Raw genomic sequence first — 23,324 nt, 5'->3', positions numbered from 1 at the left:
GGCTCAGCGACCTCGCTTCCCCCACACGGGAGGCGTGGGCTCCGTGGTGGCTCGCGGATTCTTCCAGGTGGACAGCAGACGCAGCGCCTCCTGCGTGGCGCGCTCGAGTTGCGGATCACGCCCCGCGTTCACCTCGCGCGGAAAATTCTCCACGTCGATGTCCGGGGCCACGCCTTCATTCTCCACCGCGAAGGCGTTCTCGCGGGAGAAGAAGCCGAAGCGCGGCGCAATCATCGATCCGCCGTCGACGAACGGCGGCGTGTCGGTAGTGGCCACCAGGCCACCCCAGGTACGTGCCCCCACCAGCGGTCCCAGCTTGCGCCGCTTGAACATGTAGGGCATGAGATCCCCACCCGAACCGGCCATTTCGTTGATGATCATGACCTTGGGCCCCCAGATGCCATTGGCCGGGCTGGTGTACGGGAAGCGGTCGCCGACCGGATTGTTGAAGTACCCGTCGAAGTCACGGCCAAGCAGGTCCACGATGTAGTCGGCCGCCGATCCGCCCCCGTTGAAGCGCTCGTCGACCACGACCCCCAGCCGGTCCTGCTGGGCAAAGTAGTAGCGGTTGAAGCTGGTATACCCCGGCACGCCCGTGTTGGGGAGATACACGTAGGCCAGCGTCCCCTTCGACACGCTGTCCACGTACCGACGATTCGACTCCACCCAGGCGCGGGTCCGCAGCCCCTGCTCGTTGGCGACGGGGACCACCGTAACGAGCCGTGCTCCCTGCAAATCGGGGCGGCTGTTCACCGTCAGTACGGTCTGACGGTTGGCCGTGCCATCGAGCAGCCGGTACACGTTGTCGGGCGCGCGCAGCTCCACGCCGTTGATGGCGAGCAGATAGTCGCCGCGCGACACGTTCACCCCTGGCGTGACCAGCGGCGCCCGCAACTCCGGGTTCCAGCTCTCCGCATCATAAACGCGGGCAATACGATACCGATCCCCCTCGATGGTAAAGTCGGCACCGAGCAATCCGCCGCTGGCGTTGGGCACGTCGGGCAGGTCGCCGCCGCGCACGTACGAGTGCCCGATCGCCGTTTCGGCCCCCATGTTGTCGATGAGGTAGTTCAGATCGGCCCGGTGATTCACGTGCGCCAGCAGCGGCTCGTACATCGTCTTCACCGCCGCCCAGTCGGTGCCATGCAGGTTCTTCACGTAGAAGTTGTTGCGCTGATTGCGCCACCCTTCGTTGAAGATCTGCCGAAACTCCTCACGCGGATCGATGTAGGCGCGCAGCGTGACCGCCAGGCGACCGCTGCCGGGCGCGGGCACCGTCTTGTCGGCATCGACCAGGTACAGCCCACCGTTCTGCCCGGCCGTGCGATACAGCAGCCGGCGGCCATCGGCACTCACCGTGTACTGCGCCACACCGCTGGCGAAGAGCTGGGCACGACGCGCGGACAGTTGAAAGCGATGCAGCGTGTTGCCGGTGCCGGCGGCGCTTCCCGCTGACGTGCCCGTGGCGGGAATGGGCTCGAGGAAGAAGACCGTACCAGCCGGCCCTGCCACGAGCGTACCGTAGTCGCGTTCGGCCAGCCCCGACACCACCACGATGCGCTGCTGCAGTCCGTCGAAGTCGATCCGCACCGGTCGCACGGCCGTGCTCATGGCATCACCGCGCGCGCTGTCCGCCCGCGGACGCGCGCTGGCCGGTGTGGTTGTCACCCCCGAGTCACGTGGTGCGAGGGCGCGCGGCGCTTCCTCGTCGCTTTCGGGGAGCAGGGGCGACGGCTCTCCCTTCGCGAGCACCGCCAGGTAGAGCGCCTTGGTTTCCGGACGCTCGTACTTCGTCATGTCGAGCAGCGACGAGTTGAGCGCGAAGGTGGTGCTGGCAAAGAACCACAGGTACTTGCCGCTCGCGTCCCACGCCGGACTCGTCGCGTCCGCCATGCCATCGGTGATCTGCCGGGCGGTGCCGGCCTGTACGTCGTACACGAACAGCGCACGCATGAGGGACTTGAGCCGCTTCGGGTACGCGAGGTAGCGCGAGTCGGGGCTCCAGACCGGCACGATGCTGCGATCGGCCATGAAATACGGATCGTGGTCGGCCACCTTCGCCTGCCCGCTCGCCACATCCACCAGCCAGATGCGGAAGTGCGTATCCTGAAAGGCGATGTGCCGACCGTTGGGCGACCAGCTTGGCGAATAGGGGCGGCTCGGTTCGGGCAACGCGATGGTGCGCCGCGCCCCGAGGCCATCCTGCGGGGCGATCACCAGCTGGTACTCGCCGCTGGCATCGCTGAAGTAGGCCACCGATCGACCGTCGGGAGACCAGAGCGGCGCAATCTCGGCGGCGCCACTGGTGGCGGTAAGGTTGCGCACGTCTCCCTTCTCCGCGGGCACCGTGAACACCTCACCGCGTGCCTCAATGGCGGCACGCTTGCCGGTCGCCGACAGCGCAAGGTTGGTGACCCGCCCACCTACCTCCTTCCAGGCAGGCATCATCCACGGGAAATCCCCCGCGGCAGTAATGCGCACCACCGTGCTCGCGCCGGTACGCGTCTCGAGTTCATGGATGTACCCGGCCTGTTCGAACACCACGGTCGTGCCCGCGGCGTCCAAGGACTTCACATCGAAATCGGTGAACCGCGTGACCTGCGACAGGCGGCGGCTGCGGGTGTCGAATGCCCACACGTTCGAGACGCCATCACGATCCGACAGGAAGTACACCGCGTCACCCACCCACACCGGATCCATCTCCTTCGTGCCGGCGAATGGCGTGCTGTCGAGCGCCATGGACTTGAGATCGACGATCCAGATGGGCTTGTTCTGTCCGCCGCGGTAGTTGCGTCGTTCTTCATCCCATGACGTGGGCATGCGATACGCAATGCGCCCACCATCGGGGGACAGCTTCCCCTGATATGCGCGCGGCAGCGGCAGGGCGGTTTCCACGCCGCCGGTCACGGGCACCGTGAAGAAGCGCGGAGCCGCGTTGGGCGCCCACGTGGCGCGGGGTGAGGCGAACATCACCTGCTTGCCGTCGGGGGTCCACCCCTGCACCACGTCGGCGCCGGGGTGCCAGGTCAGGCGTGTCGGCTGGCCGCCCTCCACCGGCACGACATATACGTCGGTATTGCCGGCATACTCCGCGCTGAACGCCACCAGCCGTCCGTCGGGCGACAGCTTGGGATTCTGCGTCTGCCCCTGAAAGCTCGTGAGCCGGCGCGCGCTACCGCCCGCGCGCTCCACGATCCACACGTTGTTGGCGTAGGCGAAGGCGATATGGCGGCTGCTCACACTGGGGGTGCGCAGCAGCCGAGTGGGCGACTGGGCGTGGGCACGAAAGCCGGTCAACAGCACAGCAGCCGCGAGGCCGAACGCCGCGCCGCGCGAACGCGAACGATGCAGGAGGGACATGCTCGGTTGGCAAGTGAGGACGGACACCATTGCCCGCCGATCAACGTTACGCCGCGCTCGGCACCGACAGAAGGGCTGTTGCAGCCCGGTCAGTAGCTCCAGGGAATCCCGTCGGGGGCGACCCGCAACGCCATGGTGAGCACGGTCTGCTCACGGGCAATCACCCAGCCATCCTTGTCGGGGCGCCGCACTTCGAGCACCACCCGCAGCGTGAGATCGCTGTCGGCATCGAGGGCCGTGAGGCCGACCATTCCCGCCGGCAAGGCCACCTGCCGTTCTTCAGTGCTGCGCCACGCCTGCGTCAGCGGTACCGCGACCGTGCGCACCGTCCGTCCGTCCACCGACGACTGATCGCGCACGCGCACCTCGAAGCGCAGGAAACGGCCACGCGGGTCGTCGTCGAGCACGCGCCTGGGGAGTGTCAGCATCACCACGGCACCGGTGTCGGGCATCGCGTTCCACTGCGGCCACGCACGTTGCACGAAGCGGTCGCGGCGCAGCTCCTGCCCTGCCACCACCTGCAACGTGCCGTCGTGCGACGGGCGGGACTTGAGATCCCCAAAGCCGCCGAACTGTTCGCGTACCCGCCAGGCAACGTCGTCGTGCGGCACGACGCCATTGCTGAGCACCATCCCCACGGCGTTGGTGGCGCCGAGCGCGCCGTGCGTGCCGCCCAGGGGTCGCATGCGATTGGCCACCGAGACCATCCCCAAACCCACGCGATGGTCGTCGGCCACGGACACGAGCACAGGCGCGGGGTTCTGCGTGGCGCGGACATGTCCATGCACGATGCGCACAACGGCCGCGGGATATCTGTGTGATGCGGTCTCGCGCACCCACACCGATTCGGGGGCAAACCCGTTCGCATCGAGCAACCCGGCCGCCTGCAGGTGTCTCACGGTACCGGCCAGCTCCAGCGGATCGCCGCGCTGCTGCAAGTAGCGATAACGGGCCTCCCGCCCACCCGCGGGGGCCGTCTCTTCGATGACCGCGTCGTCCACGGAGCCGTCGGCGCGCCGTGCCGATACCGTGTAGCGATCGCGCGCGACGTGCGCCGTGACGATTTCCACACCCGGCACGGTGGTGAGCAAGGCAGCCACACGCGCCACGGAGTCGGGATGACAGAACACCCCGAACCCGGTGGTGACGCCGTCGACACTGAAGGCCACCCGGTTTGGGGCATCGAGCACGCGCGCCGTTTCGAATCCGTGCGCCGCCAGCGCCTCGGCAATCGGCACGAAGGCCGCCTCGCGGGCGCGATTGTGGCCGTGATCGGAGAGTACGACGATGTCCAGCGAACGTCCCGTGCGCTGTCGATATCGCTGCTGCAAGGCGTCGAGTCGATCACTGAGGTGATCGAGGTAGGGCGCAATGTCGCCGCGCGTGTGCTGCAGTGCGTCGGGACCGACATTGTAGAGATACACGGTTTCGCGACCGCGCGAGCGGAGCACATGCTCAACGTCGGTGTCCACTTCCTTCCTGGCCACCGGCCAGGAGATGAGATAGGCCCCCAGATGGTGGAACTTGGTATCGAAGGCCTGGTCCATGCGCTCCTCGTACTCGATGGGGCGAATGGCCGAGAGCGCATCACCCAGCACCCGGCGGTGCCGCGTGCTGTAGTACACCCGCTGGTACCCCGGCGGAGGTTTCACGCCGAAGATGGCATGCCAGGCAATGTCGCTGATCGACGGGAAGGTCGAAAACAGTCGCGCGGGCTCATGGAAGGCGGCAAAGCGTCCGCGCCGCCGGGCGTCGAGCACATCACGGTAGTCGAGGCCGTCCAGCGCCAGCACGACCCGCCTCGGGAGCTCCTCAGGGGGAACGGCGCGGCGCAGCGGGGTACACCCTGAGAGCAACGCCACGAGGGAACAGAGCGTGAGCCAGTGGCGCTTGCCCACACAGGAGGCACGAATCATGATTCATCGTAGCCCGCCCGCGCGCCCACACAAGTCCGCGCCCTTGAGCGCGCCCTCTATGCGCATGCCCCGTTTGATGTATCGGCTCGTCCCTGCCTGGTCGATGATCGCCCTCACCGGCGTGGGCGCGACGGTGGCGCGTGCGCAGTCCGCTGGCGGGGCAACGGGAACGGTTCGTGGCACCGTCAACACCACGTTGGGGCTCCCCATTGGCGGCGCGCAGGTACGCCTTCGCATTCAGGGACGCGGGACGACCACGTCGGTGGAGTCGGACGACAACGGCACGTTCACGGCGGCGGGGGTGCCGCTTGGGTCGGCGTGGCTGGTGGCCCGACGCATTGGCTACCGTCCGGACTCGGTTGCCGTGGAGATCACGGCAGGCGAGCCCGCGCGCGCGACCGTGCGGCTGGAGCGCATTGCCGTGGAGCTGAGCACCGTCCAGGTGGTGGGCCGACGCGAGGTCAACGGTCCCATGGCCGGCTTCTACCGGCGCATGGGCTACGGGAGCGGGCGGTTCTTCACGGCGTCCGACCTCGCGAGCCGCAATGCGGCGCGCATGACGGACGTCTTCCGCATGGTGCCCGGCATGCGCATCGAATCGCGCGGCCTGCAGAACGCCGTGCGCATTCGCGGCAGCCGCTGCGCGCCGCTCGTCTGGCTCGACGCCCAGCCGCTCTATGCCGGCGAAGTGGACCTCGACGCCTTCGACCCGCGAACGTTCGAGGGGATCGAGATCTACAGTGGCGCGGCGTCGGTTCCGGTGGAGTTTCAGGGAAACCAGCGCATGAGCAGCGCCTGCGGGACCATTGTACTCTGGTCGAAGCGCGGCGAGCCGCGTGAGCGCAAGCGCAAGAAGGACGAGCCCACCCCCGCCATGCGCATTGCCCAGATGATCGAAGCGGGGGAAGCCTACGTCGCCAACGACGTGGACGCCGCCGCGCGCCCCGATTCCGTGAACCTGATTCGCCCCATCTACCCCGACTCGCTCTTCGATGCGCAGGCACCCGGGCGGGTTCTGGCGGAGTTCGTGGTGAGCATGACCGGCGAAGCCAACATGGACACCTTCAGTGCGGTCACCACGACCAATCGCCTGTTCGTGGAGCCGGTACGCCGCGCCGTGCGCGAGCAGCGGTTTGCACCGGCGGTCCGCAAGGGGCGTATCGTACAGCAGGTCATGCAGCTGCCGTTCGAGTTCGTCCCCGATTCCACTGCCCGCCGCCGCAAGTGATGACCATGATCCACGCGTTATCCCCGTCCGCGTTGCGTGCTGCCTCGGTTCGACTCGTGTTCCTGATGTGCGCCCCGGCGCTCCTGCTGGCGCAGGGGCGCAAGGGCACGAAGGAAATCGGCCGCACCAGCATCGGCACGCCAACGGCGGTGCTGGTGGAACCGGGCACGGTGTCTCGCGCCGGTACGGTGGTGACGGCGGCCGTGCGCGTGGCCCTCGTGCCTCCGCTCAAGCATCCCAAGGGAGAACTCAAGAGCTCCCGGACGATTGGCATGTACGATTGCGCCAAGCGCGTGGTGGCCACGAAGGAAAGCTGGTACTACCTCGATGAGGCGGGCACGAAGGAAGGGATGCACCGCGAAGTGAAGATCCCGGGGTTCGGACCGGTCTCGAAGGGATCGGTGGCCGATGTGGCGCTTACGTGGTTGTGCGCCGCGAAGCCGTAGCCGCCAGCACGACACCGCCAACAACGGCACTGGCGCCCACCACCCCCAGGATCGAGAGCCGCTCCCCCCACAGCAGGAACGCCGCCCCCACGGCGAGAATGGGCTCCAAGGTGGCAATGGTGGACGCCCGCGACGCACCAATGCGCTTGAGGCCATTGGCGTTTGACAGATACGCGCCGTACGTGGCCACCGTGGCCAGAAAGGCGATGGCCGCCCAGGCACGCCACGTGAGCGTGCCCCACTGCACGAACGGGGCGAGCACCACGGCGCCGGTTGCCAGCGCCCACGCCATCACACGCGCCGGGGCGTTGTGCGCGAACAGCGACCGCCCCAGCAGGAAGTACAACGCGTAGGCCAGGCCAGAGGCGAGCCCCCAACTCACGGCCGCCGGCGTGGCCGCAATGTCCGCTGCTCCCGAGGCCGGGAAGAGCGCCACCAGCACCACCCCACCGAACGTCAGCAGCAGCGCGCCCGCCTCGCGCGCAGGCACGCGCTCGCGCATGACGAAGTGCGCGCCCAGCGCCACCCACACCGGCGCCGAGTACAGCAGAATGGCCGCGAGCGCCGCACCACCGCGCTGGACGCTCTCGAAGTACGACACGTACAGCCCGGCGACTGCCACGACCCCCAACAGCATGGCCGGCAAGCGGTCCTGCCGCCGCAGGGCGTGGGCGCGGGTCACCGAGGCGTGCGTGGCAAAGAGCAGGGCGGCCACCGTCGCGCGCCAGAAGGCCACCGTGAGCGGCGCGATCCCCTCGGCGAACGCCACACGCGCAACGGGTCCCAACAGCGCCCATTGAAAGGCCGCCGCAACCACCAGCCAGACACCCAGCCTTGCTCCACCGACCGCATGTCGATCGGTGGAGGTCACCTGCGTGCAGGGGTTCGCGTCACGGCACGATGCGGGTTGCCGACGCGCCCCGGTCGACGATCTTCGGCAATCCCTTCGCGTCGAGCATGGTGTTCACCGGCGGCAGTTCGCTGGCCAGAATGCCGTCGATCGTGCGCAGCGCCGCGCCGAGCTCGTTGGCGAGAATACCCTGCACCTCGACATGCTGCGTCGTGGGGGCAAAGTCCGCCACGGCCACCCCATTGCTGAGATAGCCCATCTTGCCGATGAGCTTGGAACCGAATCGCACCCCGTCCTGTCCGGTGCCCGTGAGTCGGAGGTCCACCAGCGCCATTTCAGCATCGATGAGCTGCTGATCGAGCGCGCGCAGGCGGGTGGCGGCATCGGCGTCACCGCCCCCCCGCTGCAGTTGCCCGAGGAGCTGCTGCACCTGGAGCCGCACGTTCTCCACGCGCGCCACCGCGGTGGCCGCCTTGTCGAGCTCCGCCTTGAGTGCCATGAGCACGCGCACCTGGGCGGTGATCTCCGCCTCGGTGCCGGCGCTGTTCGGGTCCTTGCGCACAACCAGCGGATGTTCCTGCGTCACACCGTCCACGCGCAGGCGCACGGTGTAGGTCCCCGGTGGCATGAGGATTTGCAGACGATTCGTGCCCGGCGCCACGCGCCCCTGCGGTCCCGTCACGATGTGCTCCGCGAACAGCGGACTCGTGAGCAGGCGCACCTCGAGGCCCGGTTCGTCACGCAGATCCCAATGCAGGCGATTGAGCCCAACCCGGTTGCTGCCACGCAGCGTGCGCACCACACGTCCGTTGTCGAGAATCTCCACGATCGGCGCCGCCTTGGCCGGTGCCTTGAGGTAGTAGTTGATGGCGGCGCCGTACTCCGGATCATTGCCCGCGGTGGGATCGTCGTACGTCGTGCTGGGGGCCGTGATGGGGCGGAAGCGATAGGCAGCGCGCGGGGCAAACAGGTGCGCTCCCTTGGCCAGCACCGCCGGATCGAGCTGCTGCAACGGCGACAGATCGTCGAGGATCCAGAAGCCGCGGCCGTACGTGGAGATCACCAGATCGTTGAAGTGCTCCTGCACGATGATGCCCGACACCGGCGCGTGCGGCAGGTTGTTCTGCAGCGGCAACCACGTGTCGCCGCGATCGTACGACAGGTAGATCGCGTTCTCGGTGCCGAGGTAGAGCATGCCCTGCCGCACCGGATCCTCGATGATGATCTTCGCGTAGCTCAGCATGCTGCGCGGAATGCCGGTGACGATCTTCGTCCAGCTCTTGCCGTAGTCGGTGGTGCGGTAGACGTGCGGGTCGCGATCGTTCTCCTGATGCGCATCCACGGTGATGTACGCCGTGGCGGCATCCCACTTGGAGGCGGCGATGGAGCGCACCGATCCCCAGAAGGGGATCCCCGGCACGTTCATCGTCACGTTGGTCCAGGTCGCGCCATTGTCGCGGCTGAGCTGCACAAGTCCGTCGTTCGTGCCCACCCAGATCGTGCCCTTGGCCTTGGGGGACTCCGCAATGCCGTACACCACGCCGGAGTACTCCACGCCGATGTTGTCGGGGGTGAGGCCGCCAGAGCTCTTCATGCGCGACCGGTCGTTGCGCGTGAGATCGGGGCTGATCACCTGCCAGCTGTTGCCGCCGTCCTGCGTGCGATGCACATGCTGGCTGCCCGTGTAAAGCGTGTTGCGGTCGTGCGGCGAGATGAGCAGGGGGGCGTCCCACACGAAGCGGTACTTCACCCCCTCGGCCGGCCCATTCGACTGCTGCGGCCACACCTCGACGTTGCGGAACTGCCGACGGTTTTCCTCGAAACGCACCACGATGCCACCGACCATGCCGCTGCCGGAGGCCGTGCTCCAGATGATGTTCGGATCGACCGGATCGGGTGTGGCCCAGCCACTCTCGCCGCCCCCCACGGAGTGCCACATGCCACGCGAGATGCCGGCGCTGCGCCCGCTCTGCACCCGACTGTTGCTCGGTCCGCGATAGCTCGGCTCATCCTGCTTGTTGCCGAGCACGTTGTACGGCACGTTGTTGTCGACGGTAACGTGATAGATCTGGGCGTTGCTGAGGCGCTGGCGGAACCACGTCCGGCCGCGGTTGATCGTGATGGACAGTCCCTGATCGTGCGCCACAATCTGCCGGTTGGCGTTCGTGGGATCGATCCAGATATCGTGATGGTCTCCGCCCGGCGCTTCGCCACCGGTCAGCGTGGTGAGCGTGCGTCCACCGTCGATCGACCGCGCATAGCTCGCGGTAAGAAAGTAGAGCTCGTTGTCGTTGTCGGTGGCCACGGCGGTGCGCGAGTAGTAGTGCGCGCGCCCCATGGCATTGCGGTCACGGGTCATGAGTTGCCAGGTGGCACCGTCGTCGTCGGTGCGCCAGAGCTGCCCGCTTTCGGTTGCCTCTCCCTCAAAGGGCAGCCCATCTCCCGTCTCAATGAGGGCGTAGACGCGTGACGGGTTGCTGCGCGCGATCGCCAGCGCGTGCTTGCCGGTGATCTTCGTCGGCAGGCCGTTCCCGACGAGCTTCGTCCAGGTCACGCCACCGTCGGTGCTCTTGAAGAGGCCGCTCCCCGGCCCACCGCTGCGACGCCCCCAGGTGTGAATCTCGATCTGCCACATGCCCGCGTAGAGCGTACGCGGATTGGCGGGGGACATGGCCAGGTCACTGCAGCCGGCGTCGGGGGTGGTGAAGAGCACCCGCGTCCACGTGGATCCGCCATCGGTGGTGCGGTACACGCCGCGTTCCTGCTGCGGGCCGTAGGCGGTTCCCAGCGCGCACGCCAGGACTACATCGGGGTTCGTGGGGTGCACCACCACGCGCGCAATGCGCCCCGTCTTCTCGAGCCCCATGAGCTGCCAGCTCTTGCCGGCATCGGTGGACTTGTAGATCCCCTGGCCAATCGAGATATGGCTGCGAATGTGCGCTTCGCCGGTGCCCGCCCAGACGATGTTCGGATCACTGGGGGCAATGGCCAGTGCGCCGATCGACTGCACCGGCACGTCATCGAAGATCTCGCTCCAATGCACCCCACCGTCGGTCGTCTTGTAAATGCCGCCCGAGGCCGCGCCCACGTAATACGTGTGCGGATCGCCCGGTATGCCAACCGCCGAGCTGAAACGATTGCCTTCGGGACCGATGTGTCGCCAGGTGAGCCCCTGGTACAACGCCGGCGTAACGACGGGTTGCGGGGCGGGGGGCGCGGGTCGCTGCGCGCCGAGGGCGACGGGGAGGGCGACGGGGAGGGCGGCCAGTGCCAGCAGGGCGGCGAGTGGTCGGTGCATGACGGGTCTCGAGGTGGAGGGGACCACCCATGCTACCGCCCGCTCCCTCTCCCGTCAAAAGGGACGCGGAGGCACAGGGAGTGTTCTCCGTGCCTCCGCCCCCTGGTGCCTCCGCTCCTTCGTGCCTCGCACCGCAGGCTCACCCCATCTTGGCCTGCAACCGCCGGTCGATGGCGTCGAGGAAGTCTTCCGTGTGGAGGTACGGCGTGTCCTTCGAGATGAGGATCGCGAGATCCTTGGTCATTTCCCCCGCCTCCACCGCCTCGATGCATACCCGTTCGAGCGTCTCGGCGAACGCCGTCACCTGGGGCGTTCCATCGAGCTTGCCGCGATGGGCGAGGCCGCGCGTCCACGCGAAGATGCTCGCGATGGGATTGGTGGAGGTCTTGTTTCCCTTCTGGTGCTCGCGGAAGTGACGGGTGACCGTGCCGTGCGCCGCTTCGGCCTCCATCGTCTTGCCATCGGGGGTGAGCAGCACGCTTGTCATGAGCCCCAACGAACCGAAGCCCTGCGCCACGATGTCCGACTGCACGTCGCCATCGTAGTTCTTGCAGGCCCACACGTACCCGCCCTCCCACTTGAGCGCGGAGGCGACCATGTCGTCGATGAGGCGGTGCTCGTAGGTGAGCCCCTTGGCATCGAACTCCGCCTTGAACTCGGCCGCGAACACCTCCTCGAACAGATCCTTGAACTGGCCGTCGTACGCCTTGAGGATGGTGTTCTTGGTGGAGAGATACACCGGGAAGTTGCGCTGGAGGCCGTAGCGGAAACTGGCCCGCGCGAAGTCCCTGATGGAGTCGTTGAAGTTGTACATCCCCATGGCCACGCCGCCGTCCTGGCCGAACTTCGCGACCTCGAACTGCATCGGCTCACTGCCGTCGGCAGGCGTGTAGGTCATGGTGACCGTACCCGGCCCCGGCACCTTGAAGTCGGTCGCCTTGTACTGGTCGCCGTGCGCGTGGCGCCCCACCACGATGGGCTTGGTCCACCCCGGCACCAGGCGCGGGATGTTGGAGATGATGATCGGTTCGCGGAAGATCACGCCACCGAGGATGTTGCGGATGGTGCCGTTGGGGCTCTTCCACATCTTCTTGAGCCCGAACTCCTTCACGCGCGCCTCGTCGGGCGTGATGGTGGCGCACTTGACCGCCACACCATGCCGCTTGGTGGCTTCGGCGGAATCGATGGTGACCTGATCACCGGTGGCGTCGCGATGCTCGATCCCGAGGTCGTAGTAGTCGAGCTGCACATCGAGGTACGGCAGCACCAGCTTGTCCTTGATGAACTGCCAGATGATGCGCGTCATCTCGTCGCCGTCCATCTCGACGACGGGGTTCACAACCTTGATCTTCGCCATGCGGGGAGTGCCGGAGATTCGGGGGTGGTATGCGGCCTGAGCCGCCGAAGCGGCCGTGGAATCCTGCTGAACGGAAAATGGGGACGGGAACAGGGGGCTGGAAGCGGACCCGGCCTCGTGGCCCAACTGCCGGTCGGGCGAGCGCAGGCGCCGTCGGGTCGCCCCCGACGGCAGACACGGGCGGCGCGCCGTACACTTCTCCTGCCCTTTCCCCTTCCCACAGGACTTCGCCATGGTGCCCTTCTCCCCTCCCCTGCCGGCGTGGCGCCGCCGTCTGGGTCTCCTGCTGGGCGGCGCTCTGTCGCTCGGCACTCTGGTCACGGTGGCCGATGCCCAGGCCCCGGCCCCGTCCGCCCAGTTGGTGGCCGCCCGCGAAGCGCAGGAGCGCGAACTGCGTGCGTTGGCCGAGGTCCATCGTTCCGTGATGATGCCCATGAGTGACGGCACCCGGCTCATGACCGACGTCTATGTCCCCAAGCAGCGGCCGGCCTCCGGGGTGCCGCTAATCCTGAGCAAGACGCCGTACAACATGAACTGGTGGGACGTGCGCAACGGGGCCCCCCGTGACCTCGGTGCGGCGCTGACGGCGGTGAAGCGCGGCTACGCGTACGCCCTGCAGAACGAACGCGGCCATTTCTTCAGCGAGGGGGAGTACGACATTCTCGGACCGCCAATCACCGATGGGCGCGACGCCATCGACTGGTTCACGCGGCAGGGGTGGAGCAACGGCAAGGTGGGGCTGATTGGCTGCTCGAGCACGGCCGAGTACCAGATGGCCGTAGCGAGCACGAAGCCCAAGGGGCTGGCGGCGATCATCCCGCAGGGATACGGCGCCGGTGTGGGACGCATTGGCCCGTGGTACGAGCAGGGGAACTGGTATCGTGGGGGCGCCGTGCAGATGCTGTTCATCGCCTGGCTGTATGGCGAGCAGAACACGCAGCGTCCCCTGTTCCCTGCCAGCCTTTCCCAGGACGACCTGACCCGCCTGCGGAAGTCGTTCGATCTCGCGCAGCAGCAGCCACGGGTGGACTGGTCGAAGGCGCTCTGGCACCTCCCCATGAAGGACCTCATGCGGGCGGTGGATGGGCCGCGCGGCATCTATGCCGACACCATGCCCGTGGCCACGGGGGGCGCGATGATCTACCGCACCCCCAATGATCCGGCGTGGTACAAGGGCGGCCTGTACCATGACGACATGCCCTTCGACACGCCGGCGCTCTGGTTCATGTCCTGGTACGATGTGTCGGTGGGGCCCAACATTGCGCTGTGGCAGCACGCCATGAAGACCGCGTCGCCTGAGGTGGCGAAGCAGCAGCATGCCGTCATCGCCCCGGTCGCGCACTGTGCGTACACCCGTGCCAGCGCGAACATGGTGGTGGGCGAACGCCCCATGGGGGATCCGCGCCTCGACTACGACGCGCTCACCTACGGTTGGTTCGACACCTTCCTCAAGGGCGAGAACACCGGCCTGCTGGATACGCTGCCGCGTATCCGCTACTTCACCATGGGCAGCAATAAGTGGCAGGCCAGCGACAGCTGGCCACCGCGGGGGGCTGCCCCCGTTACGTGGTACCTGTCGAGCGCCGGCAACGCCAACACCATGAACGGCAGCGGGGTGCTGCTTCCCAAGGCGCGCCGCGCACAGCGGGATACGTTCAGCTACGACCCCGCCAACCCCGTCATGAGCTATGGCGGCAACGTGTGTTGCACCGGCACGGCCATCCAGGCGGGTTCGTTCGACCAGCGCGTGCGCGAGACACGCCCGGACATCCTCGTGTACACGAGCGAACCACTCGAGGAGCCCATGGAGGTCTCCGGCCCGGTGAGCCTCACGCTGTACGTGTCGAGTGATGCGAAGGACACCGACTTCACCGTGAAGCTGATCGATGTGGACAGCGCCGGACGGGCATGGAATCTCGACGAGACGATCCAGCGCATGCGCTATCACACCGGCTACGACCGGCCGCAGACGCGCATGGAACTCGGCCGGGTGTACAAGGTCACACTCGGGCCACTCAACACCAGCAATCTGTTCCGGCCAGGACACCGGGTACGCATCGAGGTGTCGAGCAGCAACTTCCCGCGCTTCGACCGCAACCTGAACACCGGGGGCGACAACGTGACGGAGACGCGCGGGGTGGTGGCGCACAATGCCGTGCACCACGGTGGCGCCACGCCCTCGAGCATCACGCTGTCGGTGGTGAAAGCCAGACGCTGAGCGGTCTCCCCACGACAGGCACACGGCGCGGCTCCAGATCGTTTGGGGCAGCGCCGACCTGCTCGTTCAACGGACCACTGTCGCGTCCCGCGTACGGGTCAGCGCCGTTCCTCGAACACGCCCACGTTGCGGTTCTTCTCCACGTTGTCCGCGGTGAAGTAGCGGCCGTTCATGGCCACGTACACCCCAGCGGGCAGACACTGCACGAAGCTGAGGGCGCTCCCGAGGTTGAACAGTCCGTCGGAGCTGCCGAACGCATACGGGACCATCGCTCCCGTGAGCACGATGGTCTTGGGCAACGCGGCAGCGGCGAGGTATTGCGCCGTTTCGACCATGGTGTCGGTGCCGTGCGTGATGAGCAGGCGTGACTCGTGCGCATCGCGGCAGGCCTGCACGATGCGCTGCCGATGCGTTTCCTTCATCTCGAGGCTGTCGATCATCATGAGCACATCGACCTGCACGTCGAGCATGCACCGCCCGCGCTGCAGCATTTCGGGCAGGTGTGTCTGCTCGAAGTGCAACGTGCCGGTCAGCTCGTCGTATTCCTTGTCGAAGGTGCCGCCGGTGACGATGATGCGGACGCTCACGAGGCGTCCTCGTTTCGTGTCCGGGCTCGCGCCCGCGCCGCCCTGGCGCGCGCCTTCCGGGCCGCCTTCTCGGCGGCCAGCCGCTCCGCTTCGGCCAGGCGGGCGTCGCGGGCCGCGATGTCACGGGCGCGGGCGGCCCACGCGGCGCCATCGCGCGCTTCCGCCTCCCGCGTACGACGCAGGCTCTCCGCGTCACGCCACGCGGCAACCCGCGCGTGGTCGCCCCCCAGCAACACCTCCGGCACCGACTGGCCCCGATACTCTGCCGGCCGGGTGTAGCTGGGCGCACTGATGCCGCGATCGAAGAACGAGTCGGTCCGTGCACTCTCCAGGTCGCTCATGGCGCCGGGGAGCAGGCGCACCGTGGCGTCCACGATGGCCAGTGCCGCCGGCTCGCCCCCGCTGAGGACAAAATCACCGAGACTGAGTTCTTCGGTGGCCAGGTGCGCGGCCACGCGTTCATCGATGTCCTTGTAGTGCCCGCACAGCAGGGTGAGCTCCTGCCCCGCGGCGAAGCGCATGGCATCGGCATGGGTGAAGCGGCGGCCCCGCGGAGAGAGCAGGACGATGGGCGCCGTGGCGCCGAGGGATTCCACCGCCTCGAAGAACGGCCCCGGCTTCATGACCATGCCGGGCCCTCCACCAAAGGGATAGTCATCCACGGTGCGATGCCGATCGTGGGTGAAGTCCCGCAGGTTCACCAGCTGGTACGTCACGCCGCCCGCTGCGGCGGCCTTGGCCGGGATGCTGAGCGCCAGCGGTCCCGCGAAGAACTCCGGGAAGATCGTGACGATGTTGATGCGCAGCATCGCAGGCAGTGCGCTCAGTCGAAGAGGCCGTCGAGCGGCGCGAACACGATGGTGCCGGCGCTCTCATCGACGGACAGCACCAGATCGTCGTTCCACGGCACCAGCGGACGGCCGGTCGCCGTCTCGACTTCGAGAATGTAGCCCTGGGGGGCGTCGTAGACGTCGCGCACATGTCCCACCAGTCCGCGCCCCTCCACCTCCACCCGCATGCCGATCAGATCGCCCACGTAGATCTCGTCGTCGTCGGCCTCGGGGAGCGTGGCGGCGTCTGCCAGGAGGTACCGCCCTCGCCAACTGTCGGCGATGTCGCGATCGGTCACTTCCGTGACGCGCACGAGCCACTCCTTGTTCATGGGGCGGCCATCCTCCACGTGGAGCGGCTGCGCCGCCGCATCGGGGGCGAGATTGCCCTCCCGATCGCCCGCGAAAAGCAACGCGCCGGACGCGAGCATCACGTCCGGCGCACCGCTCAGCGATTCGACGGCCCAGGCGCCGCGCACACCATGCGCGCGGCGGACCCGACCGACGACGATGTACTCGGCCAGCTCAGGCCTCGCCGGAAGGCAGGGCCACGGCGGCCGACTGCAGCTTGGCGGCAAGCCGGGCTTCGTGGCGCGCCTTGAGGATACCGGCGCGACGAATGAGCGAGCGCACCGTGTCGGTAGGCTGCGCGCCCACGTTGAGCCAGTAGTTCACGCGCTCGGTGTCGAGGTTGATGGCGTTCTCGCCACCACGCGGCTGGTACTGCCCGAGAATTTCAATGAAGCGACCGTCGCGCGGGCTCTGCGAATCGGCAACGACGATGCGGTACATCGGGGTCTTCTTCCGGCCTTCACGGCGGAGACGGATCTTGACGGCCATGCGAATCTCTCAGGCAGTGTGTGCAACTGGGCAACGTGACGTTGCTCCGGGCTCCTCGCATCACCGGCGTTTCCGGCGTGCACCCGTCCCGGGAAAAAAACCCGGGTAGCCTAGCAATATAACCGGTTGACGGAGCGGTATTCAACCCGGCCAGCCAGCCCGTGGGCGCAGGGGCGCCCCGCCCGCGGAAACCGAGGCGGTCCGGCAGCAGAGCGGGGGCCCCCAACGTAGTCTGTGCATACCGTTGCTCCCTCCTGTGGCCACCTGCCCCGCCCCATGTCCGTCATCCCCTGCCTCTCGCGCGCGCTCCGCAGCGCCGCCGTCGTTGCGTTGTTTGCTCCCGGGCTCCTTGCCCCCCCAGCACGGGCCCAGAGCGCGCCCAAGCCCGCCGCACCCGCCGAGGGGGCCAAAGGCATGGTCGTGTCGGCCAGCGCCATTGCCAGTCAGGTGGGGCGCGAGGTGTTGGCCAACGGCGGGAACGCTGTGGATGCGGCCATCGCCACCGGTTTCGCCCTCGCCGTGACCTACCCCACGGCCGGCAACATTGGCGGTGGGGGGTTCATGGTCATTCGCTTCCCTGACGGACGCGCGACCACCATCGACTTTCGCGAGCGGGCGCCGGCGGCGGCGACTCCCACCATGTTCACCGACAGCACCGGCGTCTATTCCTCCCGCATTCACCACGGCTCGCACAAGGCCGTTGGCGTGCCGGGCACCGTGGCGGGCTTCGATCTCGCGCATCAGAAGTACGGCAAGGTGAGCTGGTCGAAGCTCGTCGATCCCGCCGCACGCCTGGCCGACACCGGCTTCGTCGTTCCTGTTGGCCTGGCCGCATCACTGGGCAATGCGCGGCTGCAGGAGCGACTGAGCGCCTACCCCGCCACCATCGCTGCCTATTATCGCGACGGCAAGCCGTACGCCGCCGGCGACCGCATGCGGCTGTCTGATTTGGGCAATACCCTGGGGCGCATTCGCGACCTGCGGCGCGATGGTTTCTACAAGGGCACGACGGCGCACCTCATCGTGGCCGAAATGAAGAAGTACGGCGGGCTGATTTCCGAGCAGGACCTCGCCGCCTACGAGGCGCGGGAGCGGGCCCCCGTTCGCGGGACGTTCATGGGCCACGACATCATCACCATGCCTCCGCCAAGCAGCGGTGGGGTGGCCATGGTGGAGATGCTGAACATCCTCGAGGGCTTCGACCTCAAGACTGCGGGACACAACTCGCCGCAGTATGTCCACCTGCTCGCCGAGAGCATGCGGCGCGCGTATCGCGACCGTGCGGTCCACCTGGGCGATCCGGATTTCACCAAGCCCCCCGTGGAGCGACTCACCAGCAAGGCCTACGCGAACACCCTGCGGGCAGGCATCGACCTGACGAAGGCCTCGCCGTCGTCACCGGCCGACGTGAACCAGGGATACGAAAGCGACGAAACCACCCACTACTCCGTGGTGGACAAGGACGGCGTGGCGGTGTCGGTGACCTACACGCTCGAAGCCGGCTACGGCCTGGGCGCGGTCGTGGAGGGCGCGGGGTTCCTGCTCAACAACGAAATGGGGGACTTCAACGGCAAGCCGGGACTCACCGACAGCACCGGTCTGATCGGCACCGCCCCCAACGTGGCCCAGCCGGGCAAGCGCATGCTGTCGAGCATGACCCCCACCATTGTCGCGAAGAATGGCAAGCTCGTGGCGGTCGTGGGCAGTCCGGGCGGGCGCACGATCATCAATACGGTCATGCAGGTCGTGCTCAACGTCGTGGCGTTCGACATGCCCATCCAGCAGGCGGTGAACGCGCCGCGCCTGCATCATCAGTGGCTGCCCAACGCCATCAGCGTGGAGCGTGACGGATTCCCCGCCTCCACCCTCGACGCGTTGCGAGCCAAGGGCCACCTCGTGCGCATCGGCAGCCAGCAGGGGACGGCGCATTCCATTGCCATCGATCCGCGCACTGGGGCGCGCCTAGGCGCCGCGGATCCGCGTGATCGCGATGCGGGGGCTGCGGGGCATCACTGAGCGGTTCCCCTCAGCGCCCGTCCCCAAATGCAAAACCCGGAACTGCGAAGTTCCGGGTTTTGCATTTGGATCGTGACAGTCGGGTTGTGACCGACTCACTTCACCGTGAAGCCCGCCACCGCCTTGTAGGTGTCCCACATCACGATGATCTCCCCGCCCTTGCCGGCGGGCTTCACCTGGATCTCCATCTTCTCCACGACCGCGTTCTTGTCGGTGACCGTCATGGGGATGCGCACGAGGTCCTGCGCCTTGTCGTACGCGGTGCCCCACTGCTTGGTCTGCTTGTTCACGATGAGCTCCCACTTGCCGTTCGCTTCGAGCTGCGTGAACAGCGTGTAGGTACCGGCCGGCACGGACTTGCCGCCGAAGTCGAGCGCCTTGCTGGTGGTGAAGTGCGTGGCTTCATTGGCGCCCGTGCGCCACACCATGCCCCACTTCATGTCGTTCAGGCCGTTGAAGATCACGCGGCCACGCTTCGACGGGCGGCCGTAGTTCACCTTGATCTCGGCGCCCGAGACGCTGGCCGTGAGCGAGTCACGCGGTGACGCGGGGGCCTGACCGCGGCCACCGCCCATCTGCATGCCCCCCTGCGCGGAGGCCGACACGGAGAACACCGAAACAGCAGCGAGCGCAAAGGCACCGCGGACCAGCGAGCGAGAGATCGTCATGGCAGGAATGGTGAGGTAGAGGAAAGACATCAGGCGGCGCCCACCGGACGCCGCCTGAATGTTATCACCACCCCCCAGCGGGTTGTTCCCCGCCCCCCCGCTACTCGGCCGACCGCCGGGCCTGCGACAGGAAGGCCGGTTCCAACTCCAGCAGGTTGGCCAGCTTGCGAATGAGGTAGGCCTCCTGGTCGTCGAAGTGCCCGTCGGCCAGCACCACCTGCCACATGAGCTCCGCCAGCACGATACGCTGGGCCAGACTGTACTCCTTGACCACCTGACGGGTGAAGACGAAGTGGTCGACGGCGTCCCGGTTGGCCGAGGCCGCCTCCGCGAGCAGTTCCCGCGCTCCCGCCTCGTCGACCCCGAAGTGCCGCTGCAGGCTTTCCATGATGCGATGCTGCTCGGCATCGCTGAAGGTGCCGTCGGCGCACGAGAGCTCCACCAGCAGGGCGCAGGCGGCAATGCGCACATCGTGCGGGTACACCCGCGAATGCGCCCCCGGGGTTCCGGGGACGCTGTCGCTCACCAACCGTCGAAGGGCATCGAACATGTGATGGTCCGTTGTCCTACATGCGGCGCTGCGGACCGATGGCACGGTCCAGCTTGGCCTTGGCCGCTTCCAGTTCCTTGCGCAGGAACGCGTACCGATCGATGGCATCCTGACCGACCTTCTGATCGGCCCGCGCCGTCATGCCGGCGAGATACGTGATATGCGCCTGCAGGCCGGGCTTGCCGTAGCGGATGGGCTGGGTGTTGAGCGTCTCGCTCACCTCCTTGACCTGCTTGGCCGTGTCGGCCGCGGCGCCGGTGGCCCCCTTGTAGCGGGTCTCCGCGGCGCGCACACGGGCCAGCAGCGCATTCACGTCCGCCACCATGTCGCGCAGCTTCACGTTGTGCGCAAACTGCGCCTGCAGGTCGGCTTCGGTGGTACCGTCGGCCGCCAGTCGCGGATCGATGCGCACGCGCAGCGGCACCGACTGGGTGTCATTGCCCACGGTGATACGGGCGGTGTATTGCCCCGGCGGGGCGCCGAGCCCGTTCTGGTGCTGCACGTTCCACACGAACCGGTTGAGCCCCGCGTTCTTCGTCACGAGGTTCATCGTCGGTCCGGCCGTCATGGCGGGGGCGCGGCCGCCACGCCCCGCCATCATGGATTCGTCGGGATCGTCGTCTTCGCCGCCGCGCCGCCGCGGCGGCTGCACCGGCGCCACGCCGCTCTTGAAGCTGTTCACCACCTTGCCTGCCGCGTCCACGATCTCGATGCGCACCGTATCGGCGGGCGCCGTGGGCAGGTAGTAGTCGATGGTGGGGCCAAGGATCGACTGCCCCGTCGTGGTGCGATAGCCGTCGCGGGGACGGAACACGGTGTACGAGGCGCTGGTCGTGGTGGGGCCCAGCTGCTGCAGCGGCGCGATGTTGTCGAGAATCCACGCCGCACGCCCCTGCGTGGCGATCACGAGATCCCCGCGGTGCACGCGGATGTCGTTGATCGGGATGATCGGCATGTTGAGGTTGAACGGCTGCCAGTGCCCGCCGTTGTCGAACGAGATGTACAGGCCGAACTCGGTGCCCGCGTACAGCAACCCTTCACGCACCGGATCCTCGCGCACCACGCGCACCGGCACGTCGGCGGCAATGCCGTTGGTGCCGTCGGTGAGCAGCGTCCAGGTCTTGCCGTAGTCGTTGGTGAGGTAGATGTACGGCTTGTAGTCGCCCAGCAGATAGCGGTACGTGGCGAAGTAGGCGGAGCCCTTGCGATGCGGCGACGCATCGATCCACGCCACGCGCCCACCCTCACCAAGCCCCTTGGGCGTGACGCGCGTCCAGCTCTTGCCGTCGTCGCGCGTGACGGAAAACGGGCCGTCGTTGGAGCCGGTCCAGATCACGCCCTTCTCCAGCGGCGACTCGGCGATCGCGTACAACGTGCTGTAGAACTCCTCACCGGTGACGTCGCGCGTGATCGGTTCGCCGCTGCCCCCCTGGCAGCACTTGGGGAAGGCGGTGAGGTCGGGCGAAATCTTCTCCCAGTTCGCCCCGTTGTTGCGCGACCGGTGCAGATACTGCGACCCGTAGTAGATGACCTTGGGATCGTGCGGCGACGTCGCCATTGGCGTCGTGCGCTGCATGCGGAAGATGAGATCGCCGCCGTCATTGCCATAGAGCGACTGCGCGCCGATCCAGTAGTTCTTGGTGACGCCGGCCTTCACGTTCATCACGGCGTACTGCCCCTTGCAGTTGCCGTGGATGATGTTCTCGTCGGACGGATGCGGAATGATAGGCCCTGTTTCGCACCCGGGGCCCACGCGCACGGCGCCCATGTTGAAGGGGTTGTTGAGGCTCGGCACGATGTACGTGCTGTTGTCCTGCTGCGCCATGTACAGGTTGTACGGGAACGCATTGTCGAGCCAGACGCCGTAGAACTCGGCCGTAGGCTGGATATCCTGCGAGCTCCATGTCTTGCCGCCGTCGAACGACACGTTGGCGCCGCCATCATTCGACTGCACCATCGTGTTGCCGTCCTTCGGGTTGATCCAGATGTCGTGATTGTCACCGTGCGGCGTGCGGAACGGCGTGACCGTCTTGCCGCCGTCGGTGCTCTTGTAGAAGGTCTCGGCACCGCCGTACACCACGTCGGCATTGGTCGGGTCGGCCCCGAGCGAGGTATAGTAGAAGGGACGCGTGATGAGCCCCGGCGTGCTGTTCACCAGCTGCCAGTTCTCGCCGGCATCGTCACTGCGGTAGAGGCCACCGCCGGGCAACGCCTCGACCAGCGCATACAGCCGGTTGGGGTTGGCCGCCGTCACCGCCACGTTGCCCTTGCCGATGAGCTGATTGGGCAGGCCGGTGGTCTGGATGCGCTTCCACGTGTCGCCGCCGTCGGTGCTCTTGTAGAAGCCCCCTTCGCGCGAACCGGAGATGATGCTCCACGGCTTGCGCTCGATGCGGTTCATCCACGCGAACAGCACATCGGGGTTGCCGGGCTGCAGCTCGACATCCATGGCGCCGGTGCTGTCGCTCACGTACAGCGTCTTCTTCCACGACTTCCCGCCGTCGGTGGTCTTGAAGATGCCGCGCTCGGTGTTGGGCTTGAAGATGTCGCCGTAGGCCGCCACCCACGCCACGTCGGGGTTGGTGGGGTGCACGCGCACCGCACCGATCTGGCCGGCGTTGTAGAGGCCCTTGAACTCCCAGGTGGCGCCGGCATCGGTGGAGCGATACACGCCGCGCCCCGTGGACACGTTGGAGCGCACGCCGTCGGAGCCGGTGCCCAGCCAGATCACCTTGGGGTCGCTGTCCGCCACCACCACGGAGCCCATGGACCCGACCGGTACCTTGCCGTCGGTGATGGGCTCCCAGCTCTCGCCGCCGTTGGTGGTGCGCCAGAGTCCCCCGCTGGCCACCCCCATGTAGAACGTCTTGGGTTGCGACGGCACGCCGGCGACCGTGGTGACGCGGCCACCGCGGGAATGCCCCACGAGGCGATACTGCATGCCACGGAAGAGCGCCGGATCGACCGACGCCATGAAGGGGGCCTTGGGGGCAACCGCAGCGCGAGCGCTGGCGGCGGCGGGGCGCGACGCCGGCTTGGCCGGCTGTGCACCGGCGAGAGCCGGGGCCACGCCAAGCAGGGCGAAGAGAACCGGGGCGGGGCGGCGAATCATGCGGAGAGGCGGTTGAGGGAGGGTCCGGCCAGTGCGCCGGACACAGAT

Annotated in this window: 16 protein-coding genes; 4 read left to right on the top strand and 12 right to left on the bottom strand. The window is 67.3% G+C overall.

The window, feature by feature from the left end; translation table 11 throughout:
- Nucleotides 1-3: 3 nt before the first annotated feature.
- Both O9271_RS02515 and O9271_RS02510 read right to left on the bottom strand, forming a co-directional pair.
- On the bottom strand, nucleotides 4-3,360 hold the full coding sequence (locus tag O9271_RS02515) for a S41 family peptidase (RefSeq protein ID WP_298265892.1): 3,357 nt from the start codon (nucleotides 3,358-3,360) through the stop codon (nucleotides 4-6).
- Between the two features lie 89 nt (nucleotides 3,361-3,449).
- The gene (locus O9271_RS02510) at nucleotides 3,450-5,276 is read right to left on the bottom strand and encodes a hypothetical protein (protein ID WP_298265890.1); all 1,827 of its coding nucleotides are present in this window, start codon (nucleotides 5,274-5,276) and stop codon (nucleotides 3,450-3,452) included.
- A gap of 64 nt (nucleotides 5,277-5,340) precedes the next feature.
- On the opposite strand from O9271_RS02510, the gene O9271_RS02505 reads away from it, so the two are divergent.
- A complete protein-coding gene (locus tag O9271_RS02505; RefSeq protein WP_298265888.1) occupies nucleotides 5,341-6,504 on the top strand; it encodes a carboxypeptidase regulatory-like domain-containing protein in 1,164 nt (387 codons plus the stop codon).
- Between the two features lie 65 nt (nucleotides 6,505-6,569).
- Complete coding sequence (locus tag O9271_RS02500) at nucleotides 6,570-6,950, top strand: surface-adhesin E family protein (protein ID WP_343213863.1); 381 nt, start codon at nucleotides 6,570-6,572, stop codon at nucleotides 6,948-6,950.
- Here the strand turns inward: O9271_RS02500 and O9271_RS02495 are convergent.
- From O9271_RS02495 to O9271_RS02485, 3 genes are all read right to left on the bottom strand, one after another.
- Complete coding sequence (locus tag O9271_RS02495) at nucleotides 6,922-7,821, bottom strand: DMT family transporter (protein WP_298265885.1); 900 nt, start codon at nucleotides 7,819-7,821, stop codon at nucleotides 6,922-6,924. The two genes, O9271_RS02500 and O9271_RS02495, sit on opposite strands and share 29 nt — an antisense overlap.
- A 19-nt stretch (nucleotides 7,822-7,840) precedes the next feature.
- Entirely contained in the window at nucleotides 7,841-11,098 is a 3,258-nt protein-coding gene (locus O9271_RS02490) for a hypothetical protein (protein ID WP_298265883.1), read from the bottom strand.
- Between the two features lie 139 nt (nucleotides 11,099-11,237).
- Nucleotides 11,238-12,455, bottom strand: a complete 1,218-nt coding sequence (locus O9271_RS02485) for an NADP-dependent isocitrate dehydrogenase (RefSeq protein WP_298265881.1) — start codon at nucleotides 12,453-12,455, stop codon at nucleotides 11,238-11,240.
- 232 nt (nucleotides 12,456-12,687) lie between these two features.
- Between O9271_RS02485 and O9271_RS02480 the strand changes: the two genes are divergently transcribed.
- On the top strand, nucleotides 12,688-14,673 hold the full coding sequence (locus O9271_RS02480) for a CocE/NonD family hydrolase (RefSeq protein ID WP_298265879.1): 1,986 nt from the start codon (nucleotides 12,688-12,690) through the stop codon (nucleotides 14,671-14,673).
- 98 nt (nucleotides 14,674-14,771) lie between these two features.
- Here O9271_RS02480 and O9271_RS02475 read toward each other — a convergent pair whose 3' ends face one another.
- The 4 genes from O9271_RS02475 to rpsP are packed head-to-tail and all read right to left on the bottom strand — an operon-like array spanning nucleotide 14,772 to nucleotide 16,930.
- Nucleotides 14,772-15,260 carry an asparaginase domain-containing protein gene (locus O9271_RS02475; protein ID WP_298265877.1) on the bottom strand — a complete coding sequence of 163 codons (489 nt, stop codon included), beginning with the start codon at nucleotides 15,258-15,260 and terminating at the stop codon, nucleotides 14,772-14,774.
- Nucleotides 15,257-16,069, bottom strand: a complete 813-nt coding sequence (gene trmD, locus O9271_RS02470; protein WP_298265875.1) for a tRNA (guanosine(37)-N1)-methyltransferase TrmD — start codon at nucleotides 16,067-16,069, stop codon at nucleotides 15,257-15,259. Before trmD ends, O9271_RS02475 begins: the two co-directional genes overlap by 4 nt.
- A gap of 14 nt (nucleotides 16,070-16,083) precedes the next feature.
- On the bottom strand, nucleotides 16,084-16,668 hold the full coding sequence (rimM, locus tag O9271_RS02465) for a ribosome maturation factor RimM (protein ID WP_298265873.1): 585 nt from the start codon (nucleotides 16,666-16,668) through the stop codon (nucleotides 16,084-16,086).
- A complete protein-coding gene (gene rpsP, locus O9271_RS02460) occupies nucleotides 16,616-16,930 on the bottom strand; it encodes a 30S ribosomal protein S16 (protein WP_291261069.1) in 315 nt (104 codons plus the stop codon). The genes rimM and rpsP overlap by 53 nt, the downstream gene beginning before the upstream one ends.
- A gap of 276 nt (nucleotides 16,931-17,206) precedes the next feature.
- On the opposite strand from rpsP, the gene ggt reads away from it, so the two are divergent.
- Complete coding sequence (ggt, locus tag O9271_RS02455) at nucleotides 17,207-18,946, top strand: gamma-glutamyltransferase (RefSeq protein ID WP_298265871.1); 1,740 nt, start codon at nucleotides 17,207-17,209, stop codon at nucleotides 18,944-18,946.
- Between the two features lie 95 nt (nucleotides 18,947-19,041).
- Here ggt and O9271_RS02450 read toward each other — a convergent pair whose 3' ends face one another.
- The 3 genes from O9271_RS02450 to O9271_RS02440 all read right to left on the bottom strand — a co-directional run bounded on the left by O9271_RS02450 (nucleotide 19,042) and on the right by O9271_RS02440 (nucleotide 23,276).
- Nucleotides 19,042-19,614, bottom strand: coding sequence for a DUF2911 domain-containing protein (locus O9271_RS02450; RefSeq protein WP_298265869.1), 573 nt, complete (start codon nucleotides 19,612-19,614; stop codon nucleotides 19,042-19,044).
- 100 nt (nucleotides 19,615-19,714) lie between these two features.
- Complete coding sequence (locus O9271_RS02445; RefSeq protein WP_298265867.1) at nucleotides 19,715-20,164, bottom strand: TerB family tellurite resistance protein; 450 nt, start codon at nucleotides 20,162-20,164, stop codon at nucleotides 19,715-19,717.
- Nucleotides 20,165-20,180: 16 nt separating this feature from the next.
- Nucleotides 20,181-23,276, bottom strand: coding sequence for a hypothetical protein (locus O9271_RS02440; RefSeq protein WP_298265865.1), 3,096 nt, complete (start codon nucleotides 23,274-23,276; stop codon nucleotides 20,181-20,183).
- Nucleotides 23,277-23,324 lie beyond the last annotated feature (48 nt).

Origin of the sequence: Gemmatimonas sp., assembly GCF_027531815.1 — a bacterium.
In the GTDB taxonomy this organism is placed as follows: domain Bacteria; phylum Gemmatimonadota; class Gemmatimonadetes; order Gemmatimonadales; family Gemmatimonadaceae; genus Gemmatimonas.
The sequence above is the reverse complement of the archived record's forward strand: the minus strand, read 5'-3'. Positions and strand labels throughout refer to the sequence as shown.